At 68.0% G+C, this 24,490-nt stretch carries 21 protein-coding genes; 11 read left to right on the plus strand and 10 right to left on the minus strand.

Going from position 1 to position 24,490, the window contains the following annotated elements; genetic code table 11:
- Positions 1-32: 32 nt before the first annotated feature.
- Together ACIGII_RS02155 and ACIGII_RS02160 are read left to right on the plus strand one after the other, a co-directional pair.
- On the plus strand, positions 33-524 hold the full coding sequence (locus ACIGII_RS02155; RefSeq protein WP_399634732.1) for a phasin family protein: 492 nt from the start codon (positions 33-35) through the stop codon (positions 522-524).
- Positions 525-780: 256 nt separating this feature from the next.
- Positions 781-1,827 carry a restriction endonuclease gene (locus tag ACIGII_RS02160; protein ID WP_399634733.1) on the plus strand — a complete coding sequence of 349 codons (1,047 nt, stop codon included), beginning with the start codon at positions 781-783 and terminating at the stop codon, positions 1,825-1,827.
- A 25-nt stretch (positions 1,828-1,852) separates the two neighbouring features.
- On the opposite strand, the gene hutC is transcribed toward ACIGII_RS02160, so the two are convergent.
- On the minus strand, positions 1,853-2,581 hold the full coding sequence (hutC, locus tag ACIGII_RS02165; RefSeq protein ID WP_399634734.1) for a histidine utilization repressor: 729 nt from the start codon (positions 2,579-2,581) through the stop codon (positions 1,853-1,855).
- Complete coding sequence (locus ACIGII_RS02170; protein WP_399634736.1) at positions 2,578-3,960, minus strand: formimidoylglutamate deiminase; 1,383 nt, start codon at positions 3,958-3,960, stop codon at positions 2,578-2,580. The genes hutC and ACIGII_RS02170 overlap by 4 nt, the downstream gene beginning before the upstream one ends.
- Positions 3,961-4,023: 63 nt before the next feature.
- On the opposite strand from ACIGII_RS02170, the gene hutI reads away from it, so the two are divergent.
- The 7 genes from hutI to ACIGII_RS02205 all read left to right on the plus strand — a co-directional run bounded on the left by hutI (position 4,024) and on the right by ACIGII_RS02205 (position 12,851).
- Complete coding sequence (hutI, locus tag ACIGII_RS02175) at positions 4,024-5,223, plus strand: imidazolonepropionase (RefSeq protein ID WP_399634738.1); 1,200 nt, start codon at positions 4,024-4,026, stop codon at positions 5,221-5,223.
- 23 nt (positions 5,224-5,246) lie between these two features.
- The gene (gene hutH, locus ACIGII_RS02180; RefSeq protein ID WP_399634739.1) at positions 5,247-6,788 is read left to right on the plus strand and encodes a histidine ammonia-lyase; all 1,542 of its coding nucleotides are present in this window, start codon (positions 5,247-5,249) and stop codon (positions 6,786-6,788) included.
- A complete protein-coding gene (hutG, locus tag ACIGII_RS02185; protein WP_399634741.1) occupies positions 6,785-7,633 on the plus strand; it encodes an N-formylglutamate deformylase in 849 nt (282 codons plus the stop codon). Before hutH ends, hutG begins: the two co-directional genes overlap by 4 nt.
- Complete coding sequence (gene hutU / locus ACIGII_RS02190; protein WP_399634743.1) at positions 7,630-9,294, plus strand: urocanate hydratase; 1,665 nt, start codon at positions 7,630-7,632, stop codon at positions 9,292-9,294. The genes hutG and hutU overlap by 4 nt, the downstream gene beginning before the upstream one ends.
- Before the next feature lie 203 nt (positions 9,295-9,497).
- Positions 9,498-11,618 carry a TonB-dependent receptor family protein gene (locus tag ACIGII_RS02195; protein WP_399634745.1) on the plus strand — a complete coding sequence of 707 codons (2,121 nt, stop codon included), beginning with the start codon at positions 9,498-9,500 and terminating at the stop codon, positions 11,616-11,618.
- A 115-nt stretch (positions 11,619-11,733) separates the two neighbouring features.
- Positions 11,734-12,150 (plus strand): EF-hand domain-containing protein, encoded by a 417-nt coding sequence (locus tag ACIGII_RS02200; RefSeq protein ID WP_399634747.1) that lies wholly within the window; start codon positions 11,734-11,736, stop codon positions 12,148-12,150.
- Between the two features lie 26 nt (positions 12,151-12,176).
- The gene (locus ACIGII_RS02205; RefSeq protein WP_399634749.1) at positions 12,177-12,851 is read left to right on the plus strand and encodes a MarC family protein; all 675 of its coding nucleotides are present in this window, start codon (positions 12,177-12,179) and stop codon (positions 12,849-12,851) included.
- Positions 12,852-12,876: 25 nt separating this feature from the next.
- Here the strand turns inward: ACIGII_RS02205 and ACIGII_RS02210 are convergent, their stop codons facing one another.
- From ACIGII_RS02210 to ACIGII_RS02240, 7 genes are all read right to left on the minus strand, one after another.
- Positions 12,877-13,236 (minus strand): hypothetical protein, encoded by a 360-nt coding sequence (locus ACIGII_RS02210; RefSeq protein WP_399634750.1) that lies wholly within the window; start codon positions 13,234-13,236, stop codon positions 12,877-12,879.
- The gene (locus ACIGII_RS02215; RefSeq protein ID WP_399634752.1) at positions 13,233-13,961 is read right to left on the minus strand and encodes an SGNH/GDSL hydrolase family protein; all 729 of its coding nucleotides are present in this window, start codon (positions 13,959-13,961) and stop codon (positions 13,233-13,235) included. The genes ACIGII_RS02210 and ACIGII_RS02215 overlap by 4 nt, the downstream gene beginning before the upstream one ends.
- Before the next feature lie 58 nt (positions 13,962-14,019).
- A complete protein-coding gene (locus tag ACIGII_RS02220) occupies positions 14,020-16,392 on the minus strand; it encodes a GH92 family glycosyl hydrolase (RefSeq protein ID WP_399634753.1) in 2,373 nt (790 codons plus the stop codon).
- A 125-nt stretch (positions 16,393-16,517) separates the two neighbouring features.
- A complete protein-coding gene (locus ACIGII_RS02225) occupies positions 16,518-18,800 on the minus strand; it encodes a patatin-like phospholipase family protein (protein ID WP_399634755.1) in 2,283 nt (760 codons plus the stop codon).
- Between the two features lie 95 nt (positions 18,801-18,895).
- A complete protein-coding gene (locus ACIGII_RS02230; RefSeq protein ID WP_399634757.1) occupies positions 18,896-21,352 on the minus strand; it encodes a prolyl oligopeptidase family serine peptidase in 2,457 nt (818 codons plus the stop codon).
- 137 nt (positions 21,353-21,489) lie between these two features.
- Positions 21,490-21,912 carry a DUF4279 domain-containing protein gene (locus ACIGII_RS02235; RefSeq protein WP_399634759.1) on the minus strand — a complete coding sequence of 141 codons (423 nt, stop codon included), beginning with the start codon at positions 21,910-21,912 and terminating at the stop codon, positions 21,490-21,492.
- A 211-nt stretch (positions 21,913-22,123) separates the two neighbouring features.
- Positions 22,124-22,441 (minus strand): DUF5076 domain-containing protein, encoded by a 318-nt coding sequence (locus ACIGII_RS02240; protein WP_083214175.1) that lies wholly within the window; start codon positions 22,439-22,441, stop codon positions 22,124-22,126.
- 76 nt (positions 22,442-22,517) lie between these two features.
- Between ACIGII_RS02240 and ACIGII_RS02245 the strand changes: the two genes are divergently transcribed.
- A complete protein-coding gene (locus ACIGII_RS02245; RefSeq protein WP_399634762.1) occupies positions 22,518-23,294 on the plus strand; it encodes a HipA family kinase in 777 nt (258 codons plus the stop codon).
- Complete coding sequence (locus tag ACIGII_RS02250) at positions 23,272-23,661, plus strand: DUF3037 domain-containing protein (protein ID WP_095362726.1); 390 nt, start codon at positions 23,272-23,274, stop codon at positions 23,659-23,661. The genes ACIGII_RS02245 and ACIGII_RS02250 overlap by 23 nt, the downstream gene beginning before the upstream one ends.
- A gap of 291 nt (positions 23,662-23,952) precedes the next feature.
- Here ACIGII_RS02250 and ACIGII_RS02255 read toward each other — a convergent pair whose 3' ends face one another.
- The gene (locus ACIGII_RS02255; RefSeq protein ID WP_399634764.1) at positions 23,953-24,402 is read right to left on the minus strand and encodes an REP-associated tyrosine transposase; all 450 of its coding nucleotides are present in this window, start codon (positions 24,400-24,402) and stop codon (positions 23,953-23,955) included.
- Positions 24,403-24,490 lie beyond the last annotated feature (88 nt).

Here is a 24,490-nt window from a genome sequence, read left to right on the forward strand (position 1 = left end):
GATCGGGGGGTGGCCACTCACAGGATCGCCCCATGAACGTACACGACGACTACGATGACCGCACCGGCGAGAAGCCCTCGCTGCAGGACCAGGCCGAGCGCTTTTCGCGCAAGCTGACCGACTCGGCGCAGCAGATATGGCTGGCCGGCCTTGGCGTGTTCGCACGCGCCCAGGCCGAAGGCAGCCGCGTGTTCGACGACCTGGTCAAGGAGGGCGAGTCGGTGGACGCGCGCAACCGCGAGCAGGCCGGCGACACCCCGCGCTGGCGCGACAACGTGGAAGAGCACCTGGGTGAGGCCCGCGAAAAAGCCGCCGGCACCTGGGACAAGGTGGAGAAGGCCTTCGATGATCGCGTCCAGGGCGTGCTCAAGCGCCTCAACATTCCTACCGCTGAGGACGTCGCCGCGCTCAATGCCCGGATCGAAGCGCTGACCACCCGGCTCAACCGTGCCGAAGCGCGCAACGCCTCGCCCAACGCCGACCCCCTGCCCGGCACCCATCAGTCGCCCAGCTCGGACGCCTGACCCTCGATTGTTGCAAAGCAGCACGTCTTTGTTGACAATCGAAGCCGACCCGCCAATCCCGTCATTGCCGTTTGTTCCCTCCCCTCACGGCTACGGATTGGCGGGTTTTTCGTGTCCGCGCCCCGCCGCTCGAAAGTGAGACGTTCGTCCGAAGGGTTCGCGACGGACGCCACTTTTTGTCGGAAACGACATCGCACAGACAGCCACGGGCGCATATAGACTGTCGTCTGTACCCCCGTGTTCATTTCTAGGTCCCATGTTCTCCTGGATTCTGGCTCTCCTGCTGGCGCTTGTCGTCTGGTCCCTTGCTGCTGCGTACTTCTGGCTGGTGAAACGCCGGCGCAAGGAGACGCGGCTGGGGCTGAATGCCTTGGCCGGCATGCACTGGCGCGATTTCTCCGGCATCGTCCGGCGCGCCCTGCACGAGCAGCGCGACCTGCAGGACATCACCGGCGAGGCCGATGACAGCCGCGAGCCGAGCAGCGACTTCCTGATGCAGGACGCGCGGCACCAGCGCTACCTGGTCTCGTGCAAGCATGGTCGGGCCTACCGGATCGGCACTGCGGCGGTGAACGAGCTGGGCGCAGCGGCGCGCCTGGCCGGCGCCCGCGGCGGCATTCTCATCACCGAAGGCCGGGTCGAGCGCGATGGTCGCGCCGCGGCCGAGAAGCAGAGCGTGGACGTGCTGGACGGCACGGTCCTGTGGCCGATGCTGCAGCCCTACCTGCCGGGCGACGTGGAAAGCCGGGTCAAGCACGAAGCCCGGCGCGAAGCGCTGCGTCGCATCTCGATTGCGGCGCTCGGCTCGCTGACGCTGGGCCTGATCGTGGGCATGGGCTACCTGACCACGCGCCTGGAGCAGTCGCCCAGCGGTGCGGCCCCGACCGCTGCGCCGCCGGTGGCGGCCCCGTCACCGGCCCCCTCGCCGGTGGCGTCACCCGCACCGGCAGCGCAGGCCCCGACGGCCCACGCGGCGGCCCCGGCCGTAACGCCCGCACCCGCGCCGCACCGCAACGACCCGGACAACATCCTGGGCCCCGTCGCGGACCCGGACGCGGAAACCCTGGCACGCTACCAGCGCGAACTGGCGGCCCTGCTCGGCCAGCAGAGCGGCGTGCTTAATGCCTTTTGGCAGACCCGGCAGACCCTGGCAGTGAACCGGTCGGCCGACATCGATGCGATCTGGCCGCAGATCTGTCATCAGGTCAAACGCTACCCCGCGCTGCGCACGGTGCGCATCCAGCTCAACCCGCGCCTGGGCACCGACGAGCCGGTGCGCTGGCGGCAGTGCGCCACGTCGTAAATGCGTTGCCGGGCAGCGCCTGGCCCTACCGGGCGCCGGGCGCGAACTTCGCCACCAGGTCCCAGGCATCACCCAGGAACATCTGGCGCACGCAGGTGATGGGCTGCTCGCCGCGCCAGGTAAGCCGGTCGATGACCAGGCAGGCGGTGCCGGGCTTCACGTCCAGCAGGGCGGCAGCGGCGGCATCGGCGCCCCAGGCACTGATGCGGTGCTGGGCACGGGTCCACGACACGTTCTGCAGCAGCCAGCTGCCCGGTGCGGTGGTAGTGAAATCCACGTCCAGCACCTCGGGCACACCTACCGGGCTGATCAGCCGGTGTTCCAACGCAAAGGGTCGACCATCGGCACGGTGCAGGCAGCGGATCGCCAGCAGCTTCTGCTCGCCGGCCAACGCCACTTCCTCGGCAGCGGCCGGGTTCGGGGCCCGATAGGCCCGCTCCAGCAGCTGGTAACCGTAGACGTGGCCGCGCGCGCCCACCGCCATCGCGATATCCGGGATTTCCAGCGCCACCTGCTCCAGGTGCGGGGGCTGACGGGCCACGAACGAACCGGCGCGCCGGCGTCGCTCGATCATGCCGCTCTCGGCCAGCGCGGTAAGCACCTTGTTGACCGTCATCCGCGAGCAGCCGTAGCGCTCCATCAGCTCGTGTTCGTACGGAATGCGGAAACCCGGTGCCCATTCTCCACTGAGGATGCGGTTTTCCAGATCGGCACGGATGCGCTGGTTGAGGGTTTCGGCTTTCTTGCCCGTCACTCGGAACTCCTCAACACGCCACGCAGGGCTTCGGCAAAACGTGCTGCCACGGCGTCGCGCTGCAGGTGGCGACCGTGCCGGACCAGCTCGCGTCCGCCGCGCCAGACCGATCGAACGGCGCCATTACGGGCGGCGAACACCCAGCTGTCAAGCCAGGCGTCGCCGTCACGGGCGATCAACGCCGGGTGCTGCGGATCCAGTTCGACTACATCGGCGGGCGCGCCGGGTTGCAGGCCACACCCCACCCCCAGCGCCTGCGCCGCACCGTGCAGCGACCGTTCGAACAGCCAGCGTCCGCTGGATACCCCTTCCTGCGGCGACAGCACGTTGCGCCCGCGCAGCTGCAGGCGCTGGCCGTATTCGAGCAGGCGCAGCTCCTCGGCGGCGTCGATCAGCACGTTGGAATCCGAGCCCACGCCGAAGCGGCCGCCGCCGCGCGCGAAGGCCTGCATCGGAAACAGGCCGTCGCCCAGATTGGCTTCGGTGATCGGGCACAGGCCGACCACGGCGTGGCTGGCCAGCATGCGCTGCACTTCGTCGTCGTCCACGTGGGTGGCGTGGACCAGGCACCAGCGCGCGTCCACCGCGGCGTGTTCGTACAGCCAGCGCACCGGGCGCAGCCCGCTCCAGGCCACGCACGCGTCGACTTCGCGGGTCTGTTCGGCGATATGGATGTGCACCGGTCCGGTGGTGAGCGGCAGCAGGGCGGCCAGCTCGTCGCCGGTGACCGCGCGCAGGCTGTGCGGGGCGATGCCCAGCACCGCATCGTCCTGCCCACGAAGGGCATGGCGGCAGCCATCAAGCAGCGCGGCAAACCCGTCCACGTCGTGCAGCAGGCGACGTTGCGCCGGGTTGGGGGGCGCGCCGCCGAAGTCGGCATGCGCGTAGAACACCGGCAACAGGGTCAGGCCGATGCCGCTGCCCTGCGCCGCCGCTGCGATGCGCGCGGCCATCTCGGCACGGTCGGCATACGGGCGGCCATCCGCGGCGTGGTGCAGGTAATGGAACTCACCGACGCGGGTGAACCCCGATTCCAGCATTTCCACGTAGGCCTGCTCGGCGATCGCCTGCACCGCTTCGGGCTGCAGGTGCGCCAGGAAGCGGTACATCAGGTCGCGCCAGCTCCAGAAGCTGTCGCCGCTGCGCCCGCCGATTTCAGTCAACCCGGCCATGCCGCGCTGGAAGGCGTGGCTGTGCAGGTTGCCCAGCCCGGGCAGCGCGATGGCCAGCGCGGTGTCGCCGGGCTGCGCGGGCACGCCCGGGGTGACCGACTGCAGGGTGCCGCCGGCGCAGACGATGCGCACATCGCGCGCCCACCCGTGCGGCAGCAGGGCATGGTCGGCGTGGAAAGCGAGGACGGAAGCGGGGTTGGCTGGCATCACTGGACATCCCGGAAGTGGCGCCTATATTGTATAGACATATAAGCCGCCGTGGTTGCTGCCATGCACTGTGACACCCTCTGGACCCATGCCCACCTGATCACCGTTGACGGCCCTGGCCTTGGCGTGATCCGCGACGGGGTGATCGCCGCCCACGACGGCCGCATCGTGCACGTCGGCCCGGCCGGTTCCGAAGCGCACCTGCAGCCGAACCGCCGCGTGGACTGCGGCGGACGCTGGATCAGCCCGGGGCTGGTCGACTGCCACACCCACCTGGTGTACGCCGGCAACCGCGCCAATGAATTCGAGCAGCGCCTGCAGGGGGTGAGTTATGCCGACATCGCCCGTGCCGGCGGCGGCATCGTTTCCACCGTGCGCGCCACCCGTGCCGCCAGCGAAGCGGAGCTGCTGGCGGCCAGCCTGCCGCGGCTGGATGCGATGCTGGCCGAAGGCCTCACCACGGTGGAAATCAAATCCGGCTACGGCCTTTCGCTTGACGATGAAACCAAGCAGCTGCGCGTGGCCCGCGAGCTGTCGCGGCAGCGCGCGGTCGAGGTGGTGCCCACCTTCCTCGGTGCACACGCGGTGCCGCCGGGGCGGCAGGCGCAGGAGTACATCGATGAGGTGTGCAACGTGATGATTCCGGCGGTGGCCGCGCAGGACCTGGCCGAAGCGGTCGATGTGTTCTGCGAGGACATCGCCTTCAGCACCGCGCAGGCCGAGCAGGTGTTCGTGGCCGCGCAGGCGCATGGACTGGCGGTGAAGATCCACGCCGAGCAGCTCAGCAACCAGCGCGGCGCTGCGTTGGCCGCGCGGCATGGCGCGCTGTCGGCCGACCACATCGAACACCTCGATGCAGACGGCATTGCTGCGATGCGTGCCGCCGGCACCGTGGCGGTGCTGCTGCCGGGCGCGTTCTATTTCACCCGCGACACCACCCTGCCCCCGATCGACGCGCTGCGCGCGGCCGGCGTACCGTTGGCACTGGCCACCGACAGCAACCCCGGCACCTCGCCGCTGACCAGCCCGCTGCTGGCCATGAACATGGCCGCGACACTGTTCCGCATGACCGTGGACGAGTGCATTGCCGGCTTCACCCGTGAAGCGGCGCGCGCGCTGGGTCGGCAGGCGCGGATCGGCCGCCTGGCGGTCGGGCTGGACTGCAACCTGGCCGTGTGGGACATCGAGGCACCAGCCGACCTTGTCTACCGCATCGGCTTCAACCCCCTGCACGCGCGCGTGATGCGCGGCGTATCCGTCTGAACATAGAGATGCCTGGAGATTCCATGAGTACGACCCTGACCCTGCAGCCCGGCGCGGTGACGCTGGCGCACTGGCGCGCGATCTTCGACGGTGCACGCGTGCGCCTGGACCCCGCGTCGGCCGAGGCGGTGCGCCGCAGCGCGCAGACGGTGGCCGACATCGTGGCCAAGGGCGAGCCGGTGTACGGCATCAACACCGGCTTCGGCAAGCTGGCCAGCGTGCGCATCGAACGCGACGACCTGGAAACCCTGCAGCGCAATATCGTGCTGTCGCACGCCGCCGGCGTCGGTGAGCCGATGCCCGCGCCGGTGGTGCGCCTGATGATGGCGCTGAAGCTGACCAGCCTGGCACAGGGCGCCTCGGGCATCCGCCCGGAAACGCTCGCCTTGCTGGAAGCCTTCCTGCAGCACGACCTGGTGCCGGTGATTCCGTGCCAGGGCTCGGTGGGCGCCTCGGGCGACCTGGCGCCGTTGTCGCACCTGGCCAGCGTGATGATCGGCGTAGGCGAGGCCTTCGTCGGCGGCGAGCGCCTGCCGGCCGTCGATGCGTTGGCGCGCTTCGGCCTGGCGCCGCTGGTCCTGGGCGCCAAGGAAGGGCTGGCCCTGCTCAACGGCACCCAGTACTCCACCGCCTACGCGCTGGCCGGGCTGTTCGAGATCACCACCGTGTTCCAGGCCGCGCTGGTCACCGGTGCGCTGTCGGTGGAAGCGGCCAAGGGCTCGGACACCCCGTTCGATCCGCGCATCCACCAGATCCGCGGCCAGCGTGGCCAGATCGCCACCGCTGCGGCACTGCGCAGGTTGATGCAGGGCTCGGCGATCCGTGAATCGCATCGCGACAACGACGTGCGCGTGCAGGACCCGTACTGCCTGCGCTGCCAGCCGCAGGTGATGGGCGCGGCGTTTGATGTGATGCGCCAGGCCGCCACCACGCTGTCGATCGAGGCCAATGGCGTGTCCGACAATCCGCTGGTGTTCACCGATACCAACGAAGCGCTGTCCGGCGGCAACTTCCACGCCGAACCGGTGGCGTTCGCCGCCGACATGCTGGCGATGGCGGTGTGCGAGATCGGTTCGATCAGTGAACGCCGCACCGCGATGCTGGTCGACCCGGCGCTGTCGGGCCTGCCCGCGTTCCTCACCCCGAAGCCGGGCCTGAACTCCGGTTTCATGATTCCGCAGGTGACCGCCGCCGCGCTGGTGTCGGAAAACAAGCAGCGCGCCTACCCGGCCAGCGTGGATTCGATTCCCACCTCGGCCAACCAGGAAGACCACGTCTCGATGGCCGCGCATGGCGCACGCCGCCTGCTGCAGATGGCCGAGAACGCGGCCAACGTGGTAGGTATCGAGCTGCTGGCCGCCGCGCAGGGGTGCGACTTCCACGGTGGCCTGCGCTCCAGCGATGCGCTGGAAGCAGTGCGCCAGCGCCTGCGTGCGCATGTGCCGACCCTGCAGCACGACCGTTACTTCCACCCGGACATGCTGGCCGCCACCGCGCTGGTGCGCAGCGGCGCGCTGGCCGAAGGGCTGGGCGACATCCTGCCGCAGGTGGAGCCGCTGGCATGACCGCGCATCCGGACTGGCTGCAGGTGCATGAAGGTGATGCGCCGCTGATCGTCAGCTTCCCGCACACCGGCACCGAACTGCCCGATGTGCTGGCCGGTGACTTCGTGTCGCCGTGGCTGGCCCGCCGCGATGCCGACTGGTGGGTGCATGAGCTGTATGACTTCGCCCAGCGCCTCGGGGCGACCACGGTGCGCTCGGCGATCTCGCGTTCGGTGATCGACCTCAACCGCGACCCAAGCGGCGTGTCGCTGTATCCCGGCCAGAACACCACCGGCCTGTGCCCGCTCACCACCTTCGACAACCAGCCGCTGTACCGCCCTGGTCGGGAGCCGGATGACGCCGACATCGCGCAGCGCCGTGAGACATACTTCGCGCCCTACCACGCGGCGCTGGCCGCGCAGATCGCGCGCCTGCGCCAGCACCACGGCACGGTGGTGGTGTACGACGCGCATTCGATCCGCTCGCACATCCCCCACCTGTTCGACGACGAGCTGCCGCAGTTCAACCTCGGCACTGCCGGTCCCTCCGGCGCGCCGGATACCTCCTGTGACAACACGCTCAGCGACGTAGTCGAAAACCTGTGCCGGATCAGCGGCCTGTCGCACGTGCGCAACGGCCGCTTCAAGGGCGGCTGGATCACGCGTCACTACAGCGACATTCCCGGGGGCGTGCACAGCCTGCAGATGGAACTGGCCTGCCGCGGCTACATGCACGAACCCGAACAGGTGGACGTGCACAGCTGGCCCACCCCGCTCGACCCCGACCACGCGACACCGCTGCGCCACACGCTGCAGCAGGTGCTCACCGCCTGCCTTGAATTCGCGAACTCCCGGAGTGCTGCATGAGCCGTCACGATTCCACCCGCACCATCATCGCCCCCACCGGCAGCACGCTCACCGCCAGGAGCTGGCTCACCGAAGCGCCGCTGCGCATGCTGATGAACAACCTGCACCCGGACGTGGCCGAGCGCCCCCAGGAGCTGGTGGTGTACGGCGGCATCGGCCGCGCCGCGCGCGACTGGGAAAGCTACGACGCCATCATCGAGACCCTCACCCGCCTGGAAGACGACCAGACCCTGCTGGTGCAGTCGGGCAAGCCGGTGGGCGTGTTCCGCACCCATGCCGATGCACCGCGCGTGTTGATCGCCAATTCCAACCTGGTGCCGCGCTGGGCCAACTGGGACCACTTCAACGAACTGGATAAGAAGGGCCTGGCCATGTACGGCCAGATGACCGCCGGCAGCTGGATCTATATCGGTGCGCAGGGCATCGTGCAGGGCACCTACGAAACCTTCGTGGAAATGGGCCGCCAGCACTACGACGGCAGCCTGGCTGGCAAGTGGCTGTTCACCGGCGGCCTGGGCGGCATGGGTGGCGCGCAGCCGCTGGCCGCGGTGATGGCCGGTGCCTCGTGCCTGGCGGTGGAGTGCCGCAGAAGCAGCATCGAGATGCGCCTGCGCACCGGCTACCTGGATACCTGGACCGACAACCTGGACGAAGCGCTGCGCCTGATCGAGGAGTCGTGCACGGCGAAGAAGCCGCTGTCGGTGGGCCTGCTCGGCAATGTTGCCGACGTGCTGGACGAACTGCTGCTGCGCGGGGTCAAGCCGGACCTGCTGACCGACCAGACCTCCGCGCATGACCCGGTCAACGGGTATCTGCCGCAGGGTTGGACCGTGGAGCAGTGGGACGAACAGCGGGTCGCCGCGCCGAAGGTGGTGGAGAAGGCCGCGCGCGAATCGATGGCCAACCACATCCGCGCGATGCTGGCCTTCCACGCGCTGGGGGTGCCAACGGTGGATTACGGCAACAACCTGCGCCAGATGGCGCTGGAAGAAGGGGTAGAGGACGCGTTCGACTTCCCCGGGTTCGTGCCGGCCTACATCCGCCCGCTGTTCTGCCGCGGCATCGGCCCGTTCCGCTGGGCCGCGCTGAGCGGTGATCCGGAGGACATCGCCAAGACCGATGCGAAGGTGAAGGAACTGATTCCGGACAATCCGCACCTGCACCGATGGCTGGACATGGCGGCGGAGAAGATCAAGTTCCAGGGCCTCCCGGCGCGCATCTGCTGGGTGGGCCTGGGCGACCGCGACCGGCTGGGCCTGGCGTTCAATGAGATGGTCGCCAACGGCGAACTCAAGGCGCCGGTGGTGATCGGCCGCGACCATCTGGACAGCGGCAGCGTGGCCTCGCCGAACCGCGAGACCGAAGCGATGGCCGACGGCTCCGATGCGGTCTCGGACTGGCCGCTGCTCAACGCCCTGCTCAACACCGCCAGCGGCGCGACCTGGGTGTCACTGCACCATGGCGGCGGCGTGGGCATGGGCTTCTCGCAGCATGCGGGCATGGTGATCGTCTGCGACGGCACCGAGGCGGCCGCCAAGCGCATCGCGCGCGTGCTGTGGAACGACCCGGCCACCGGCGTGATGCGGCATGCGGATGCGGGGTACGAGATCGCGATCGAGTGCGCGAAGGAAAAGGGGCTGGATCTGCCCGGGATCCTGTGAGAGTGTGCCGACCAACGGTCGGCACCTGCCATGGAATGCATCGGTAGGTGGGGACCGGTGGTCCGCACGGACGGGGTCCGCGCGGGTACCGTACGGCCATGCCGGGTGACGACACGGGCGCAACCTGTTAACTTTCGCGCCCTCTTTGTGGTTTACAGGCTCTCGCGCCTGCCGCAGCCCAGTCCCGTACCGATCCCAGACGCATGCCCCTTCTCCTGTCGCTGCACCGCCCTGCCCTGTCTGCGCTGACCCTGGCGCTTTCTGCCGTCCTCGTCCCACACGCCCACGCCGCCCTGGCCGACCCACCCACCACCCTCGACGCGGTCAATGTCACCGCCGCTACCGCCACCGAGCAGGCCCGCGCCGCACTCAGGCGCGTACCCGGCGCCGGTAACGTGATCGACCTGTCGCGTGCCGACGGTCGCCTGGCCGGCACCGCCGATGTGCTGGCCTACCAGCCGGGCATCAGCGCGCAGTCGCCGGGCAATGAAGGCACCAAGGTGTCCATCCGCGGTTCGGGCATCAACCGCGGCCCGGGCGCGCATGCGTCGGGCATTTCGGTTTCGCTCGACGGCCTGCCGCTCACCGGCCCGGGCGGTACGCCTTACGAGCTGCTGGAGCCGCTGTGGCTGGCCCGCGCCGAGGTCCTGCGCGGGGCCAACGGGTTTGAAACCGGCGCGCTGGCGTTGGGGGGGGCGATCAACTACGTCAGCCGCAGCGGGCGCGATGCCGCCGGGCTGGAACTGCAGGTCGAGGCCGGCAGCCGCGGCTACCAGAAGCGCAGCGTGGGCTATGGTGGCGTGTCCGGCGCGGTCGACTACTACCTCAACTACACCGACACCGAGTACGACGGCTACCAGCAGCATGCCGCCGGCGACGGCAAGGGCGCGATGGCCAACATCGGCTGGCAGATCAACCCGCAGCTGGACACCCGCTTCTTCCTGCGCTATCGCGAAACCAACCATGAAACCCCCGGCCGGCTGACCCGCGCGCAGATCCGCAACGATCCCCGCGCGGCCAATCCGGCCAACCTGGCCATCGACGCGCGCCGGCCGCAGCCGGGCAGCACCTGGCTGGGCAACATGACCACGCTGCAGATCGACGATGCGTCGTCGCTGCAGGCCGGGCTGGTGTACCACCACTATCCGATGGACTTGAACGAGAGCCTGTACCGCCAGCAGCTCGACTACACCAACCTCAACGCAACGCTCGACTACCGCCGCCGACACCCCCTGTTCGGGCGCGACAGCGTGACCACGCTTGGCCTGCGCGTCACCCACGACCTGGATGCCGACGTACGTGAAACCCTGCGCTACCCCGGCAACGGTTACCCGGCCGGCACCCACACCCGCGACTTCTCCCATCATGGTACCCACAGCACGCTGCATGTGGGCAACGACCTGGCGCTGAGCGACACGCTGCGCCTGCAGACCGGCCTTGCGCTGATCAACACCCGCCACGATGTGCAGGTCACCTGGCCGAGCACGCCGGAACGGCTGTCGGGCAGCGACTGGGACTACGCGCCGCGACTGGGCTTCACCTGGCAGCAGACGCCCGCCACACAGTGGTTCGGCAACCTGAGCCGCTCGGTGGAGCCGGCGCACCCGTGGTCGATGATCTGGGGCTCCAACCTGTATTTCGCCCCCGGCAACGGCGCGTCCAGCGGACGCCAGCGCGCACCGGTGGCGCTGGACAACCAGACCGCCACCACGCTGGAGCTCGGCGCGCGCGGCGACGGCGCACTCGGCCACTGGGAACTGACCGGCTACTACGCGCGCGTGCTGCATGAACTGCTGAGCGTGGAAGTCGTTCCGGTACCGAACCTGTTCGTAGCCGAGAACAACGCCAGCCCGACCGTGCACCGTGGCATCGAGGCCGGGCTGGACAGCACCCTGTGGCAGGGCGCCGACGGTCGCCTCTCGCTGCGCCAGGCGTATACCTTCAGCGACTTCCGCTACCGCCACGATGCCCGCTTCGGCAGCAACCGCCTGCCGGGCCTGCCGCGCCACTACTACCAGGGCGAACTGCGCTTCGATCATCCGACCGGGTTCTACGCCGCGGTCAACACCGAGTACGCCTCGGCGATGTTCGTGGACTACGCCAACAGCTTCCGCGCCGACAGCCACCTCATCTTCGGCACGCGGGTGGGCTTCGATGCACCGAACGGCCGCTGGCAGGCCTGGGCGGAACTGCGCAACATCGGCGATCGCCATTACGCGGCTACTGTGACGCCGGGGTATGACGACGCAGGCAAGGACGTGGCCCGCTCGACACCGGGCGACGGGCGCGGGATGTACGCAGGCATCCGCTGGCGCTTTAATTGAGGCAAGCGGACCAGTGCCAGTAGAAATACTGGCGCCGGGCGCGGGGATTGCCGTAGCCGTGCGTGCCTGTACGGCGGAGACTGAAGGCCTTCCCTGCCCTGCTGCGGAGCTTCCAGTGAGCCAGATCGTCACGCGTCTTGCCTGTTCCCTCGTGCTCTGCCTGGGCGTTGCCGCCCCAGGCCACGCCCAATCGGTGGGCGACACCGCCGCCACCCGTTTCGCCACGCTCGACAAGAACAGCGATGGCGTGGTCAGCGAAGACGAGTACGACGGCAGCGCGCTGTTCCGCACGCTCGATGCCGATCACAATTACCGGGTCACGGTCGAAGAAGTACAGGCACTGCTCGGCCCGGACCGCGATGGCCAGCTCACGGCGGCAGACCGCATCCGGGTCGCCGATCTCAATGAGGATGGCGAGCTGAGCGACGAGGAAGTACGCCGCGTGGCGGAGATGCGCTTCCAGTCACTGGATACCAACCACGACAACGACCTGACCCTGGCCGAGCTGCAGGTTGGGTTCTGGCGGCCCTAGGCAACCGTGCTTCACGGCAGGCGCACATGTGGAATGAGTTCAGCCACGCTCTCCTGGTGATTTTCACCAGCCTGCTGCCGGTGATCAATCCACCTGGCGCGGCGCTGATGGTGCTGGGCCTGTTGCCGCACGCCTCGCCCGCACAACGCAATCGGGTGGCGCGTGCGGTAGCGTTGAACAGCCTGGTGATGCTGGCCGTATCGATCGGGATCGGCGCCTGGGTACTGTCGTTCTTCGGCATTTCGATTCCGGTATTGCGGCTGGCCGGCGGCATGGTCATTGCCGCGACCGGATGGCGGCTGCTGAACGCGCCCGCCCAGCAGGAGCGCACGTCCCTGGCCCGTGCAGCCGAGGCCGAAGCGCGGCAAGGCTTCGACGCCTCCATCGAGTCACAGACCTTCTATCCCTTCACCCTGCCACTCACCGTGGGGCCCGGCGCCATCGCGGTAGCGATTGCCGTCGGCACCACGTCGCCGGCGAAAGGACCGGAAGCCGTGCACGTAGCCGCCGCGGGATGTGCGCTGGTCGTGCTGTGCGCGCTGATCTACCTCTGCATGCGTTACGCCGGCCGCCTACAGTCGTTGCTGGGGCGCACCGGCATGCAGGTCATGCTGCGCCTGCTGGCGTTTGTCATCCTGTGCATCGGTGTGCAGATTGGCTGGTACGGGCTGTCGGAACTGCTCGGCCGCCCGGCGGCGTGAGCCGCGCCAGCGCCGGCAACGGCGCTCAGACCAGCGAACCCAGCATGAAGTAAGGCAGGTACATCGCAAAGAGTATGCCCACCGAGCCCAGCAGGCCTGCGCCAAGGCCCAGCAGCCCGGCCAGGATGCGGCCGGCGATGGGCGGGCCGAAGTGCCAGCACGCCCCCACCAGCGCCGGCGCCAGCCAGGCCAGCAGATAACCCTGGCTGTAGACGCGGCTGATCCACGGCAGTGCCTGGCCGGCGCTGCCGAACATCTCCACGAACTGCGGCAGCAGCAGTGCCCCGAACAGGGTCACCACGAAGGCCATGGCCACACTTGCGGCCAACCCCACCCACGGCAGGATGCCGGCACTGCGCTGCAGGAGCGGATGGGAAAGGTTCACCTGCGCGGCTCGAGCGCGCGTTCGACCGCCGCCTGCGCCAACGGCGCCATCCGCGCATACCCCGCCGCAGTGGGATGCACGCCGTCGGCCGCGAGGGCCGGATCCAGGCCGCCCTTCGCGTTGGCAAGCGCCGCGTAGTAGTCGAGCCAGACCAGCTCCCGCCCACGTGCGTAGGCGTGCAGCGCCGCGTTCAACGCCTTGACCTTACCCGCAGGTTGCACGCCTGGCTGCCACGGGTATTCGCTGACCGGCAGCACCGAGGACAAGACCACGGCGATGCCGTGCGCGCGGGCCAAGTCAACCATCGCGTGCAGGTTGTCCTCGATCATCCCCTGCGTGCTCGGGCCGGTGTTGCCGGCGATGTCATTGGTTCCCGCCAGGATCACCACCACCGCCGGATGAAGCGCGATCACATCCTGCTGGAAGCGCAGCAGCATCTGCGCAGTGGTCTGCCCGGAAATGCCACGGTTGAGGTAGCCCTTGCCCGGGAAGAAGCCCGGGCTGCCGGTGGCGCCCCACCCTTCAGTGATGGAATCGCCATAGAACACCACGCGCGGTGCACCGCCGACCGGCGCCGGCAGCGCGGCGTTTTCCGCGCGATAGCGCTGCAGTTGCGGCCAGTCGGCAAGGCGCTGCTGCATGAAGCGGACCTCATCCGGTGTCACCTGCGCCACCGGTTTGAGCAACAGCGGGTTGGTGGCCGGGGTTTCAGCAGCAGCGACCATGAGAGGGGCCAAGGTGATGGCAGCCAAGAGCGCTGCTGTGCATGTCCGTGCGTGCATTTCAGTTCGGCCCATACGACGGCGGCAGCGTGGCGGTGCCCCACTGCGTGTTCTTCGCCCTGCCCAGTTCAAACTCCAGCGTGCCGCCCTTCTGCACCACGCTGGCCGGCAGCCAGCTGGCCTCGCTGGGCTTGCCGTCCACGCGCAGCGACTGCACGTACGGTGCGTCCATCGCCGCGCCGTTGGCGGTGATGGTCAACGTGGCGCCGGGGCGCTGGATGACCGCTTCGCGGAACAGCGGGCTGCCGATCACCAGGTCGGCACGGCCCGGGTACAGCGGGTACAGGCCCAGCGCCGACCACACGTACCACGACGACATCTGGCCCAGGTCATCGTTGCCAGGCATGCCTTCAGGCGCATTGGTCCAGATCTGGCGCATGGCCTGGCGCACGGTTTCCTGTGTTTTCCACGGCTGGCCGACGAAGTTGTACAGCCACGGTGCCGCCACCGAGGGTTCGTTGTCCAGCTCGGCATGCAACGGGCCGGACTTGGTCACCGCCCATGCGCCATCTTCCTTGCGGAAGAACGCATCCAGACGCTGGATGGCCGCGTCGCGGCCGCCAAGCGTGGCGATCAGCCCGGCCGGGTCGAACGGCACCATCCACAGATACTGCGCGCCGCTGCCTTCGACGAACTCCTCATCCGAGGCCGGGTCGAACGCCGGCCAGCTGCCATCGGCATTGCGCGGCTGGATGTAGCCGGCCTGCGCCGTCGCCTTGGGGTTGTACAGGTTGCGCCACCAGCCGGATCGCTGGCGGAACAGCGCCGCGCCCTTTTTGTCGCCTGCTGCGTTGGCAAGTTCGGCAAGGCCGAAATCAGCCGCCGCCATTTCCAGCGTGTCCGAGGCGGTGCCCCAGCCCGGCGCACCTACCGGCATGTATTTCAACGCCATCCACTGATCCAGGCCCGGGCGCTGGCCGACGCACAGTACCGGGCAGCCGCGCCGGCTGAGGTCGCGTTCGGTCGGCACCGTGGCCGCCTGCTTGAGCGAGGCGTAGGCGCGTTTCAGATCGAAGTTGCGGCCACCGAACGCGTGGATCGCAGCGACCGACGGCGGTGACGGATCGCCGTTCATCACACCGGTGGCACCGGTCAGGTGCGTCCAGCGGTCCCACACGCCGCCGTTCTGGTCGGCCTGGTTGAGCAGGGACTGTGCGATGTCCGAACCGACCTGCGGCTGCAGCAGCGTGACCAGCTGCAGCTGCGAGCGGTACACGTCCCAGCCCGAGTAGTTGGCGTACTGCGCACGCTGGCCCTTCGCCAACGTGTGCACCTTGCCGTCCATGCCCCGGTAGCGGCCATCGCCGTCACTGAACAGGTTTGGCGCGAGCAGCGTGTGGTACAGCGCGGTGTAGAACACGGTGCGTTCGTCGGGGGTGCCGCCGGCCACGCGCACCTGGCCCAGGGTCTTGTTCCACTCGGCGCGGGTCGCGGCCTGGGTCGCTTCCACGGTGGTGCCCACCGGGCTTTCGCGGCGCAGGTTGGCGCGTGCACCGGCCTCGTCCACGTAGGAAATGCCGATGCGTGCGGTCACCTTTGGGCTGCGCTTGGGATCGAACTGGATCCAGCCGCCCGCGCCCTTGCCCACCGGCGGGTGGCCCTGGGTGCCGTAGCCGGTGCCGCCACCGCCTTCGCGCGCGCCGGCCTGCACGGTCTCGTCGCGCCAGGTGCCGCCGACCTCGAAGGGCTGGTCGAACTCGGCCACGAAATGCAGGGTGTAATAACTTTCGCGGCGATCCTCGGCCAGGTAACCGCAGAAGTTGCCGGCGGTGACAGTGCCGCGCACGGTGCGCGTGGCAGGATCGATCACGATGCTCGAATCGGTGCTGCCCACTTCGCTGTCGGAGGTGCGGAACAGCAGGTTGGCCGGTTTGTCGGCCGGGAACTGGAACTGCCCCACCGCCGTGCGCGCGGTGGCGCCCAGGTCCACCACCACGCCGTTGTCGAGCGTGAGCCGGTACGCACCGGGACTGGCCGACTCGCGCTTGTGGTCCAGCACGCTGGCGTAGCGCAGCCCGGCCTCGGCCGACGACGGCGACAGTTCCACCTTGGTGGTGACCGGCATGATCGGGATATCGCCGCTGGCCCCGGTGCAGCCGGTACCGGACACATGGGTCAGGCTGAAGCCGCGCACGCCGTTGCCGCGCCACTCGTAGCCACCGGGCGCCGCAATCGCGAAGCGCTTGCCCGGCAGCGGGGTCATCTCGGGGCTGAAGGCCACCATGCCGAACGGCACCGACGGACCCGGATACACATTGCCGGCGTTGGTGGTGCCGATGAAGGGATTGACCTCGGCGGCGAGGTCGGCGGCCTGCAGGGCGCAGGGCGCGGCGGTCAGGACAAGCGAAACGGCAACCAGCATCGAACGGTGCACGACGAACTCCCAATGCGGAAAGGACGGACCCTCAACGTAGCGCCACGGCCTGCGTGGCTGGATCGATTGTATCGATCTAAACCCCGCCCGCAATCTGACCAAAGGCACCCCCCTGTCGCGGGGCATCAGAACCCGTCGAGGGTACGCAGCAACGAGCCGAAGGTGAGATAGAACGAATCGTGCCCGCCTTGTGCGCGGCCATAGCCGAGGAACACCGGCCCAAGGAACGTATCGGCCCCGACGAACACGCTGCCGGCACTCTGCATGCCGTCGATGTTCACGTCATCGCGCGTGCGCCAGAACCCGCCCCATTCCAGGCTGCCCCCGACGTACAGCGGAATGGTCAGCAACGAGTCGGCATGGGCCACGCGGCGGTAGTACACCATGCGCGCCAGCGCGGTCTGCGGGGCGAAGATCGCCTCTTCCGGGTACCCCGACAGGTTGCCCAGGCCGCCCAGGAAGCCGTAGGTGGCCAGCAGGTCGTCGCCACCGTGGGCGGATGAAATGCGCAGTCCACCGAGCCAGCGACTTTCGCCCCGCGCCCAGGCGCCATCCCACTGCAGGCGAGTAACGGCGGCGGGATCATCCGTGCCCAGCGCGTCCAGGTAGTGCTGGCGGGTCAGCGACAGGCGCTGGCCGCGGCTGGGGAAGGCCGAACTGTCGATGGAATCGTGGCGCAGCTGCCAGCCGATGCTGCCCATGTCGGCGCGGTAGTTGCCCAGCTCGCTGGGATTGCCCACATCCAGCCGGGTGCGCTCCTGCCCGCGCTCGAGGAAGCTGGCCAGTTCCCAGTCCGGATGCGGCGACCAGGCCCAGCGCAGGCCACCCAGCCATTGGCTGTAGCGGTACTGCGCCAGCGAACCACGCTGCAGTAGCGCCAGGTCCAGGTCGGTGGCGCGGTAGCGTGCATAGGTCGAGAGCGCGTGCCGACCGCTGCTGCCAAACGGGTGGTAGTACTCGGCGAAGGCCTCCTCGACCTCGCCCAGGCCGAGTCGCAGCTTCAGTTCAGCGCCCTGCTCGCTCAGCCCGGTCCGGGTGAATTCGCTGATCAGCTGGTAGTTGCTGCTGCCGTCGAAATCATCCGACAGGCGCAGCGCGAAGTGGAGGAAATCCGGCCCCCAGCGTTTGTCCTGCGGGGCGATGACCACACCGAACTGGTCATCGCGCTGGTCCAGCCGCCATTGCACCTGCTCGTAGCGGCCTTCGCCGTAGGTCAGTGCAACCTGGCGTTCGATCTGTTCCGGTTGCAGCGGCTGGCCCAGCTGCGGCTGCAGGCGCTGTTCGATGAAGCGCGGGGTCTGCGTGTCCTCGCGCAGCACGTCGATGAACGCGACGATCGGCGTTTCATAGGCAGGCGGCCGGTGCTGCTGCTGGAAGATCGCGTACTGCGCCGGATCGACCTGGTAGCGCTGGATGCCCGCCACCTCGGCTTGCGCGGCATGCTCGCCCACGGCCACCGCCGCCGGCGAGTGGTTGAAGTCCTGGCTGCCCATGTCGCCCAGCGGCGGCGTGATCAGCAGGTCCTGCGCTCCCAGCGTGGCCAGCTGCGCATCGACCACGCGCTTCATCAGCACGCCAGCCATCTGGTGGCTGATCGCCAGCGGCGAATCCAGGCGTTCTTCGGTCATCAACGGCGTGCCCACCCGCACCACGATCAGGCGCTGCGCGCCGAGCCGGCGCGCTTCGTCGATCGGCAGGTTGTCGACCACGCCGCCATCCACCAGCAGGTGGTCCTGGTAACGCACCGGTGCGAACACGCCAGGGACCGACATGCTGGCGCGGATCGCCAGCGCCATGTCGCCCTGGCCGAACACCACCTTGTCGCCGGTGACGATATCGGTGGCCACCGCCCGGAACGGGATGGGCAGCTGGTCGAAATCACGCACCTGCCAGGTCGGCAGCAGCAGCCGGCGCAACAGCATTTCCAGTTTCTGGCCCTGGATCAGGCCGCGCGGGAACGCGATCTTGCCGTTGCTCAGGCCGACTTCGACCCCGCCGAGCAGGCGCAGGTCGTCTTCCTTGCGGCGCATGCTGCGTTCATTGCGCGGTGGTTTGTCGCGCAGTACGTCGGCCCAGTCGATGCGGTCGAGCACGGTTTCGATTTCATCGGCCGAATAGCCGGAGGCATACAGCCCGCCCACCACCGCGCCCATCGAGGTGCCGACGATGCAGTCCACCGGCACCCGCTCGCGCTCCAGCACCTTGAGCACGCCGATATGCGCCGCGCCACGCGCGCCGCCACCGCCGAGCACCAGGCAGGTGCGCGGGCGGTCGGGGTACGTGCCGGCGTGCGTATCCGTCGCTGCCTGCTGCGCCCCGGCTGCAAGCGGCAGCAGAAGCGCAGCAAGCAATGCCCACCGACGGAGCAGGCGCACCTTCCTGTGCGACGGATGGGGGTCATCCTGCATGGCAACTCCTGGCGTCGTATTCTGGCCGATGCCCGCACTGTGCCTGTGCCACCCGCGCCCGTCCAGATCGACGTGCAGCCACGCAGGGCGTCGCGCTACTTGGCGTTTTTGACGTAGGTGTCGAACCAGTTGAGCATTTCCGAGACCAGCTGCTCGTTGGATTCCAGCGCCGTGTACCAGTGCGGTTCATTGGGAAGCATCACCAGCCGGGTGATGCCGCCGTTGCCGCGGATCGCCTGGTACAGCTTGCGCGACTGGAACGGTTCGGTACCCGGATTGGCGTCGTCCTCGCCGTGCACCAGCAGCAGCGGCAGCTTGATCTTGTCGGCATAGAAGAACGGCGAGGCCTTCAGGTACACATCCTGCGCCTGCCACACCGAACGCCGTTCGTTCTGGAAACCGAACGGGGTGAAGGTCTTGTTGTACGACCCGCTGGTGGCCACGCCGGCTTTGAACAGGTTGGTGTGCGCGATCAGGTTGGCGGTCATCAGCCCACCATGGCTGTGCCCGGTGACGCCGATCCGGTTACGGTCCACCACGCCCAGCTCCACTGCCTTGTCGACCGCGGCCTTGGCGTCGGCTTCGAGCTGCTCCAGGTAGGTGTCGTAGGCATGCTTCGGATCACCGACGATCGGGAATGCGGCGTTGTCGATGATCGCGTAGCCGGCCAGCAGCATCAGCCGGTACGGCGCCAGGCGGGTGAAGGTCTGCTGCGAACCGGAGACCTGCCCGGCCTGCGCCGCGTTGGCGAAGTCGGCCGGGTATGCGTACAGGATGGCCGGCACGCGCTGGCCTTCCTGGTAGCCCGGCGGGGTGTACAGGGTGAACGACAGGTCCACCCCATCGGCGCGCTTGTAGGTGACCAGGCGCTTCTTGATCTGGCGCACTTCCGGGGTCGGGTCGCTGAGCGTGGTCAGCGCGGTGGCGGTGGAGGTGTACTGCGCCTCGCCGTCTTTAGCGCTGGCAGCGCGTTCGCCCTGCTGGCGCACGAACGCATTCGGCGGGTTCATCACCGACTGGTGCCAGGTCAGGTAGCGGCCCGGGGCGGCGGTCAGTCCCAACACCTGCTCATAGGCGTCAGCGCCACTGCGGAACAGGCGCTCGGTCTTGAGCGTACCCAGGTCCAACCGGTCCAGGAACGGACGGTCGCCCTGCGGCGAACTGCCCTGCCCGCGCAGGAACACGAAGCTGCCGTCCTGGCGCACCACCGGCGCGCCGTTGGGCAGGCGCTTGAACACCAGGTTGCCCGGATCGGCGTAGAGCTCGTCGCTGGACAGGTCCCAGAGCAGCCGGCCTTCCTGCCTGGGTTGATCGACATCGACGATGCGGGTCTGCCGCCAATGACGGTTCTCATCGTTTTCGAACAGGAACGACACCGCCGGGTCCGCGCTCCAGGCAATGCCTTCAAAGCGCTGCGCGGTCCGCGCGATTTCCTGCGGTTTGGCGGAGAACGGTGCCTTCAGCGCCAGCACGCGGTCGCGGTGCGGCACGGTGACTTTCCAGTCGCCCTTGTCCAGCGCTTCGGCATAGACCAGCGTGGCCGGATCGGTGGAGCGCCAGTCGAAATCGCGCGGGCCTTCGGGCACGCCATGCACCGGCACGCGGTCGGCCAGCGGCAGGCTGGCGATGGGTGTGCTGCGGCCCGTGCCCAGGTCGAGCACCGCAACGTCATTGGCGAAACGCTGGTAGGTCACCGCGTGCGAGAACGGCGCCTTGAGGGTTTCGGTGAGCACATGCACGCCATCGGGGGCGGCATTGACCTCGTTGTACAGCGCAGGCGCGCCGACGGCGCGCACGCTGCCGCCGCCGGCGTCCACCACGGCCAGCTGCGAGGCACCGTAGTAGGCGAACAGCGCTTCGTCATGCGCGCTGGTCAGGGTGTCGCGGGCTTCGTAGGTGCTGCTCTCGCCGCTGCTGCCCAGCGATTCCTGCACGTCCGGGCCACCGGGGCCGTTGCCGCTGCTCGGGGCCCGACCCTGGTTGGCCGGCACGGTCTTGACCAGCAGCTGCTGGCCACCGCCCAGCCACTGCACGGTGTAACCGAAAATGGGATTGAGCTGGACGCCCGGGATCTGCTTGACCTGGCCGGTCTGCGCATCACCTACCCAAAGCTGCACCGAGGTGTCTACTGCGTTCTGGAACGCGAAGTGGCTGCCATCGGCCGACCACTGCGCTACGCCGGCACAGCCCTGCGGCAACGCGACGTTGGTGGTGCGGGCGGTGCCGACATCCACCAGCGAGAAATCGGCGACGCAGGCCGGAATGCCGTAGCCGCCCTGGGTATCGTGGCGGCTGCGGTTCTTCGGTTCCAGCCGCACGCCGGCCAGCTTGAGATACGGCTGGGCAACGCGCTCGATCGACGGATAGGTCTGCAGCGTGGTCAGCAGCAGCCGCTGCCCGCTCGGGTCCAGGCTGGGCTGCGGCGGTGGCGGCGCCTTGAGCACCTTGAGCAGCTGCTCCGGCGGTTTGGCGTAATCGGCAAAGGCCGGTGCGGCAAGGCTGAGCGCGGCCACGGCAACGGCGGTGGCAAGGCAGGTACGACGGATGAGCATCCAGTTCCCCTTGAAGGTGTGGGTCCCGGCGGCGCACATGTCGCCGGCATGCACACGACTCTAGCACCGGGTCATCGCGCCGGAATGGGCCGAAAGCACTGGGTGCTTTGCCGGCCTTGCACTTCGGATGCCGTCAATCAGGCGCCCTGGTAGACGTCGTGTACAAGCGAAATGCCCAACGCTGCCATTCGGCCGAGCAACCGGGGCGGCAGCTCGATGGCGAAGTTCCGGTTGCTGTGCGAACTGAACCAGATGCGGATCGTGCCCTGTTCTGCCATCTCCAACAGGAACGCAGCGTGTGGCTCAAGCCAGCCCAGCTGTTCCTCCAGTGCATCCTCGACGCCCTCGTCGGTGGACTCCCGCCACCCCTCGTAGAAGGGGTTGCAGGTCCAGTACGATTCCGGCCGCGTGCCCTGCAGCAACGTCCCCTTCGGCGTGCGGCGCAGCTCCCCCGCCTTCCAGGACCTGTGTGCAGGTTTGCCAAGTATCCGGCTGATCTGCTCAGGATCCATGGAGGGGTGAGTGATCCGGAGGCTCAGAACGTAGGTGTACCTCTGCATGACAGTCTCCTTCAGTGCGGCCCGAATTCCAGCGAGCGCGCGCTCGTGGAGCCAAGCACCGCCGCCAGAAGGTGGCGACGGCAGGAATTGGTGCGCGCCAGGCCTTGGTTGTCGTGCATGACGGCGCTCCTGGCTAGGTTGCGGGGCTGGGCACGGCCCGGGTCTACGGGGGCGTCGCCCTTTGGGGGCTGCCGTGTGCCGGGTCCCAGGATCAATGGGCTGGCGTGCGCTCGCCGCGGTCGATGATTGCGCCTTCGATACTGTCCTTGGGTGCGCCGATGCGCTCCATGAAGTCGCGCAGCATCACCTCGCGGCAGTGCTCGACGGATTGCCCATCGCGCTCGGCGAACATCCGCGCGGCATGCTCGAACAGGTCCGAGAGCAACTCGCCGAAATCGGCGGCGCCGCCACTGAGATCGGAATTGAGGGTCACGTGGAGCTCTTCGTGGGCGGCCCACAGGCGCATGATCTCGAAGGCCTCTGGATCGCTCAGGACGCCATCAGGGATGCGCAGTTCGTCGGTGTACATCAGGTGTCGTCCTTGCATGCGGGAGGGGGCGGCGCCACGGTAAGATGGCGTTGCTCATTCCGTCAATGGATACCCCTTGCGTACCGTCCACGCGCTTCGTTACATCACGCCGCTCCGCGAGGGCGGCTCCCTGCCGGCCGTGGTCGAGACCGACGACGACGGCATGGTCGTGCTGAAGTTCCGGGGTGCCGGCCAGGGGCCCAAGGCGCTGATCGCCGAGCTGATCGCCGGTGAGATCGCGCGTACGCTCGGCCTGCCCATTCCAGAGATCGTGTTCGTGGAACTGGACCGCGAGTTCGCGCGCACCGAGCCGGACCCGGAGATCCAGGACCTGATCCGCGCCAGCGAGGGGTTGAACCTGGGCAGCGATTACCTGCCGGGCGCGATCAACTACGACCCGGCGGCGATGCCGGTGGACGCCGACCTGGCCTCGCGCATCGTCTGGTTCGATGCGTTCACCAGCAACGTCGACCGCACCGCGCGCAATCCGAACCTGATGGTGTGGCACCGCAAGCTGTACCTGATCGACCACGGTGCTGCCATGTACTTCCACCACGATTGGGCCACGGCGGGCGACGCCTGCGTGAAGCCGTTCCTGCTGATCCGCGACCATGTGCTGCTGTCGTTCGCCACGAACATCGCCGACGTGGATGGTGAGCTGGTGGCGCGGCTGCCGGACGCGGAGATTGAACGCATCGTCGCGCTGGTGCCGGACAGCTGGTTGGTGGACGAACCCGCGTTCGACAGCCCGGCGGCCTACCGCCAGGCGTACGTCGATTATCTGAAGTGCCGGCTGCAGGCACGTGCCGCTTTTGTAGAGGAGGCCGTCCGTGCCCACGCTGCACACGTATGACTATGCGGTGATCCGCGTGGTACCGCGGGTGGAACGCGAGGAGTTCATCAACGTCGGGGTGATCGTGTCCTGCCCGGGGGCGAAGCATCTTCAGGCGGCGATCGAGATTGACCCGGTGCGGATGCAGGCGTTCGCGCCGTCGCTGGACCTGGAGGCGCTGCAGCCCTGGCTGGATGCGATCGTGGCGATCTGCCGGGGCGACGCTACTGCGGGCCCCATCGCGCAGCTGCCGGCGCGCGCGCGGTTCCATTTCCTCACCGCCAAGCGCAGTTCAGTGGTGCAGATGTCGAGCACGCACGTGGGGCGGACAGCGGATCCGCAAGGGGTGGTGGAGCATCTGATGCGCAGAATGGTGCGGGTGGTGTGATGGTCGGGTGCGCCGCGGGTTCCATCAGAGGGTTGGGGGCCGACCGTTGGTCGGCTGGTTTGGCTTTTGCTTCTGCTTTTGCTTCTGCTTTTGCTTCTGCTTTTGCTCCTGCGGTAGAGCCGACTGTTAGTCGGCTGCTTTTGCCCCTGCGGTAGAGCCCCTGCGGTAGAGCCGACTGTTAGTCGGCTGCTTTTGCTTTTGGAGGTTGATGTGCTGGTCGGGTGCTTTTTTGTTTTGCGAAGAGCAGCCGACTAACAGTCGGCTCTACAGTCGGCATTGTGTTCCTTCCCTCTATAGCTCCCATCTGCACCATGCGTGTGGGTAGTCGCCTATCCGTTCCGTTAGCTTTGCACGAACGGGATTGGCAAGAATGTACATCGCCTGTTCGCGCAGTGATTCGTCGCTCCGGATCGCATGGTCGTAGTAGCCCGGCTGCCAGACGGCGCCGGCATGCTGCCGACATCGATTGATGAGGTAGCTGCTGCGCGCCTTGAAACGCTGCACGCAGTAGCCCAGGGTGTGGGTCCGCAATTGCGCCAGCCAATGGATGTGGTCAGGCATGATGACCCATGCCAGTGAGGCGGTGAAGCCTTCTTCGTCCATTGCGCGAAGGGTTCGGCTCACGATCTGGACGCAGCGCTCGTCGTCGAAGCTGCGTTGGCGATGCTGGCAGACCATGGTGAGCGCGTAGATGTTGCCGACGTGGGACCACCGGCCATAGTGGAGTTTTGGGCTGCTCATGCGCTCAGAATGCCTTGCGCTTGTTGGCAGTGGCATCGGGGTTGTTCCCGGTTTTTCACGGTGGAGCAGCCGACTGACAGTCGGCTCT

Source organism: Stenotrophomonas sp. NPDC077420, from assembly GCF_044543385.1.
Taxonomy (GTDB): domain Bacteria; phylum Pseudomonadota; class Gammaproteobacteria; order Xanthomonadales; family Xanthomonadaceae; genus Stenotrophomonas.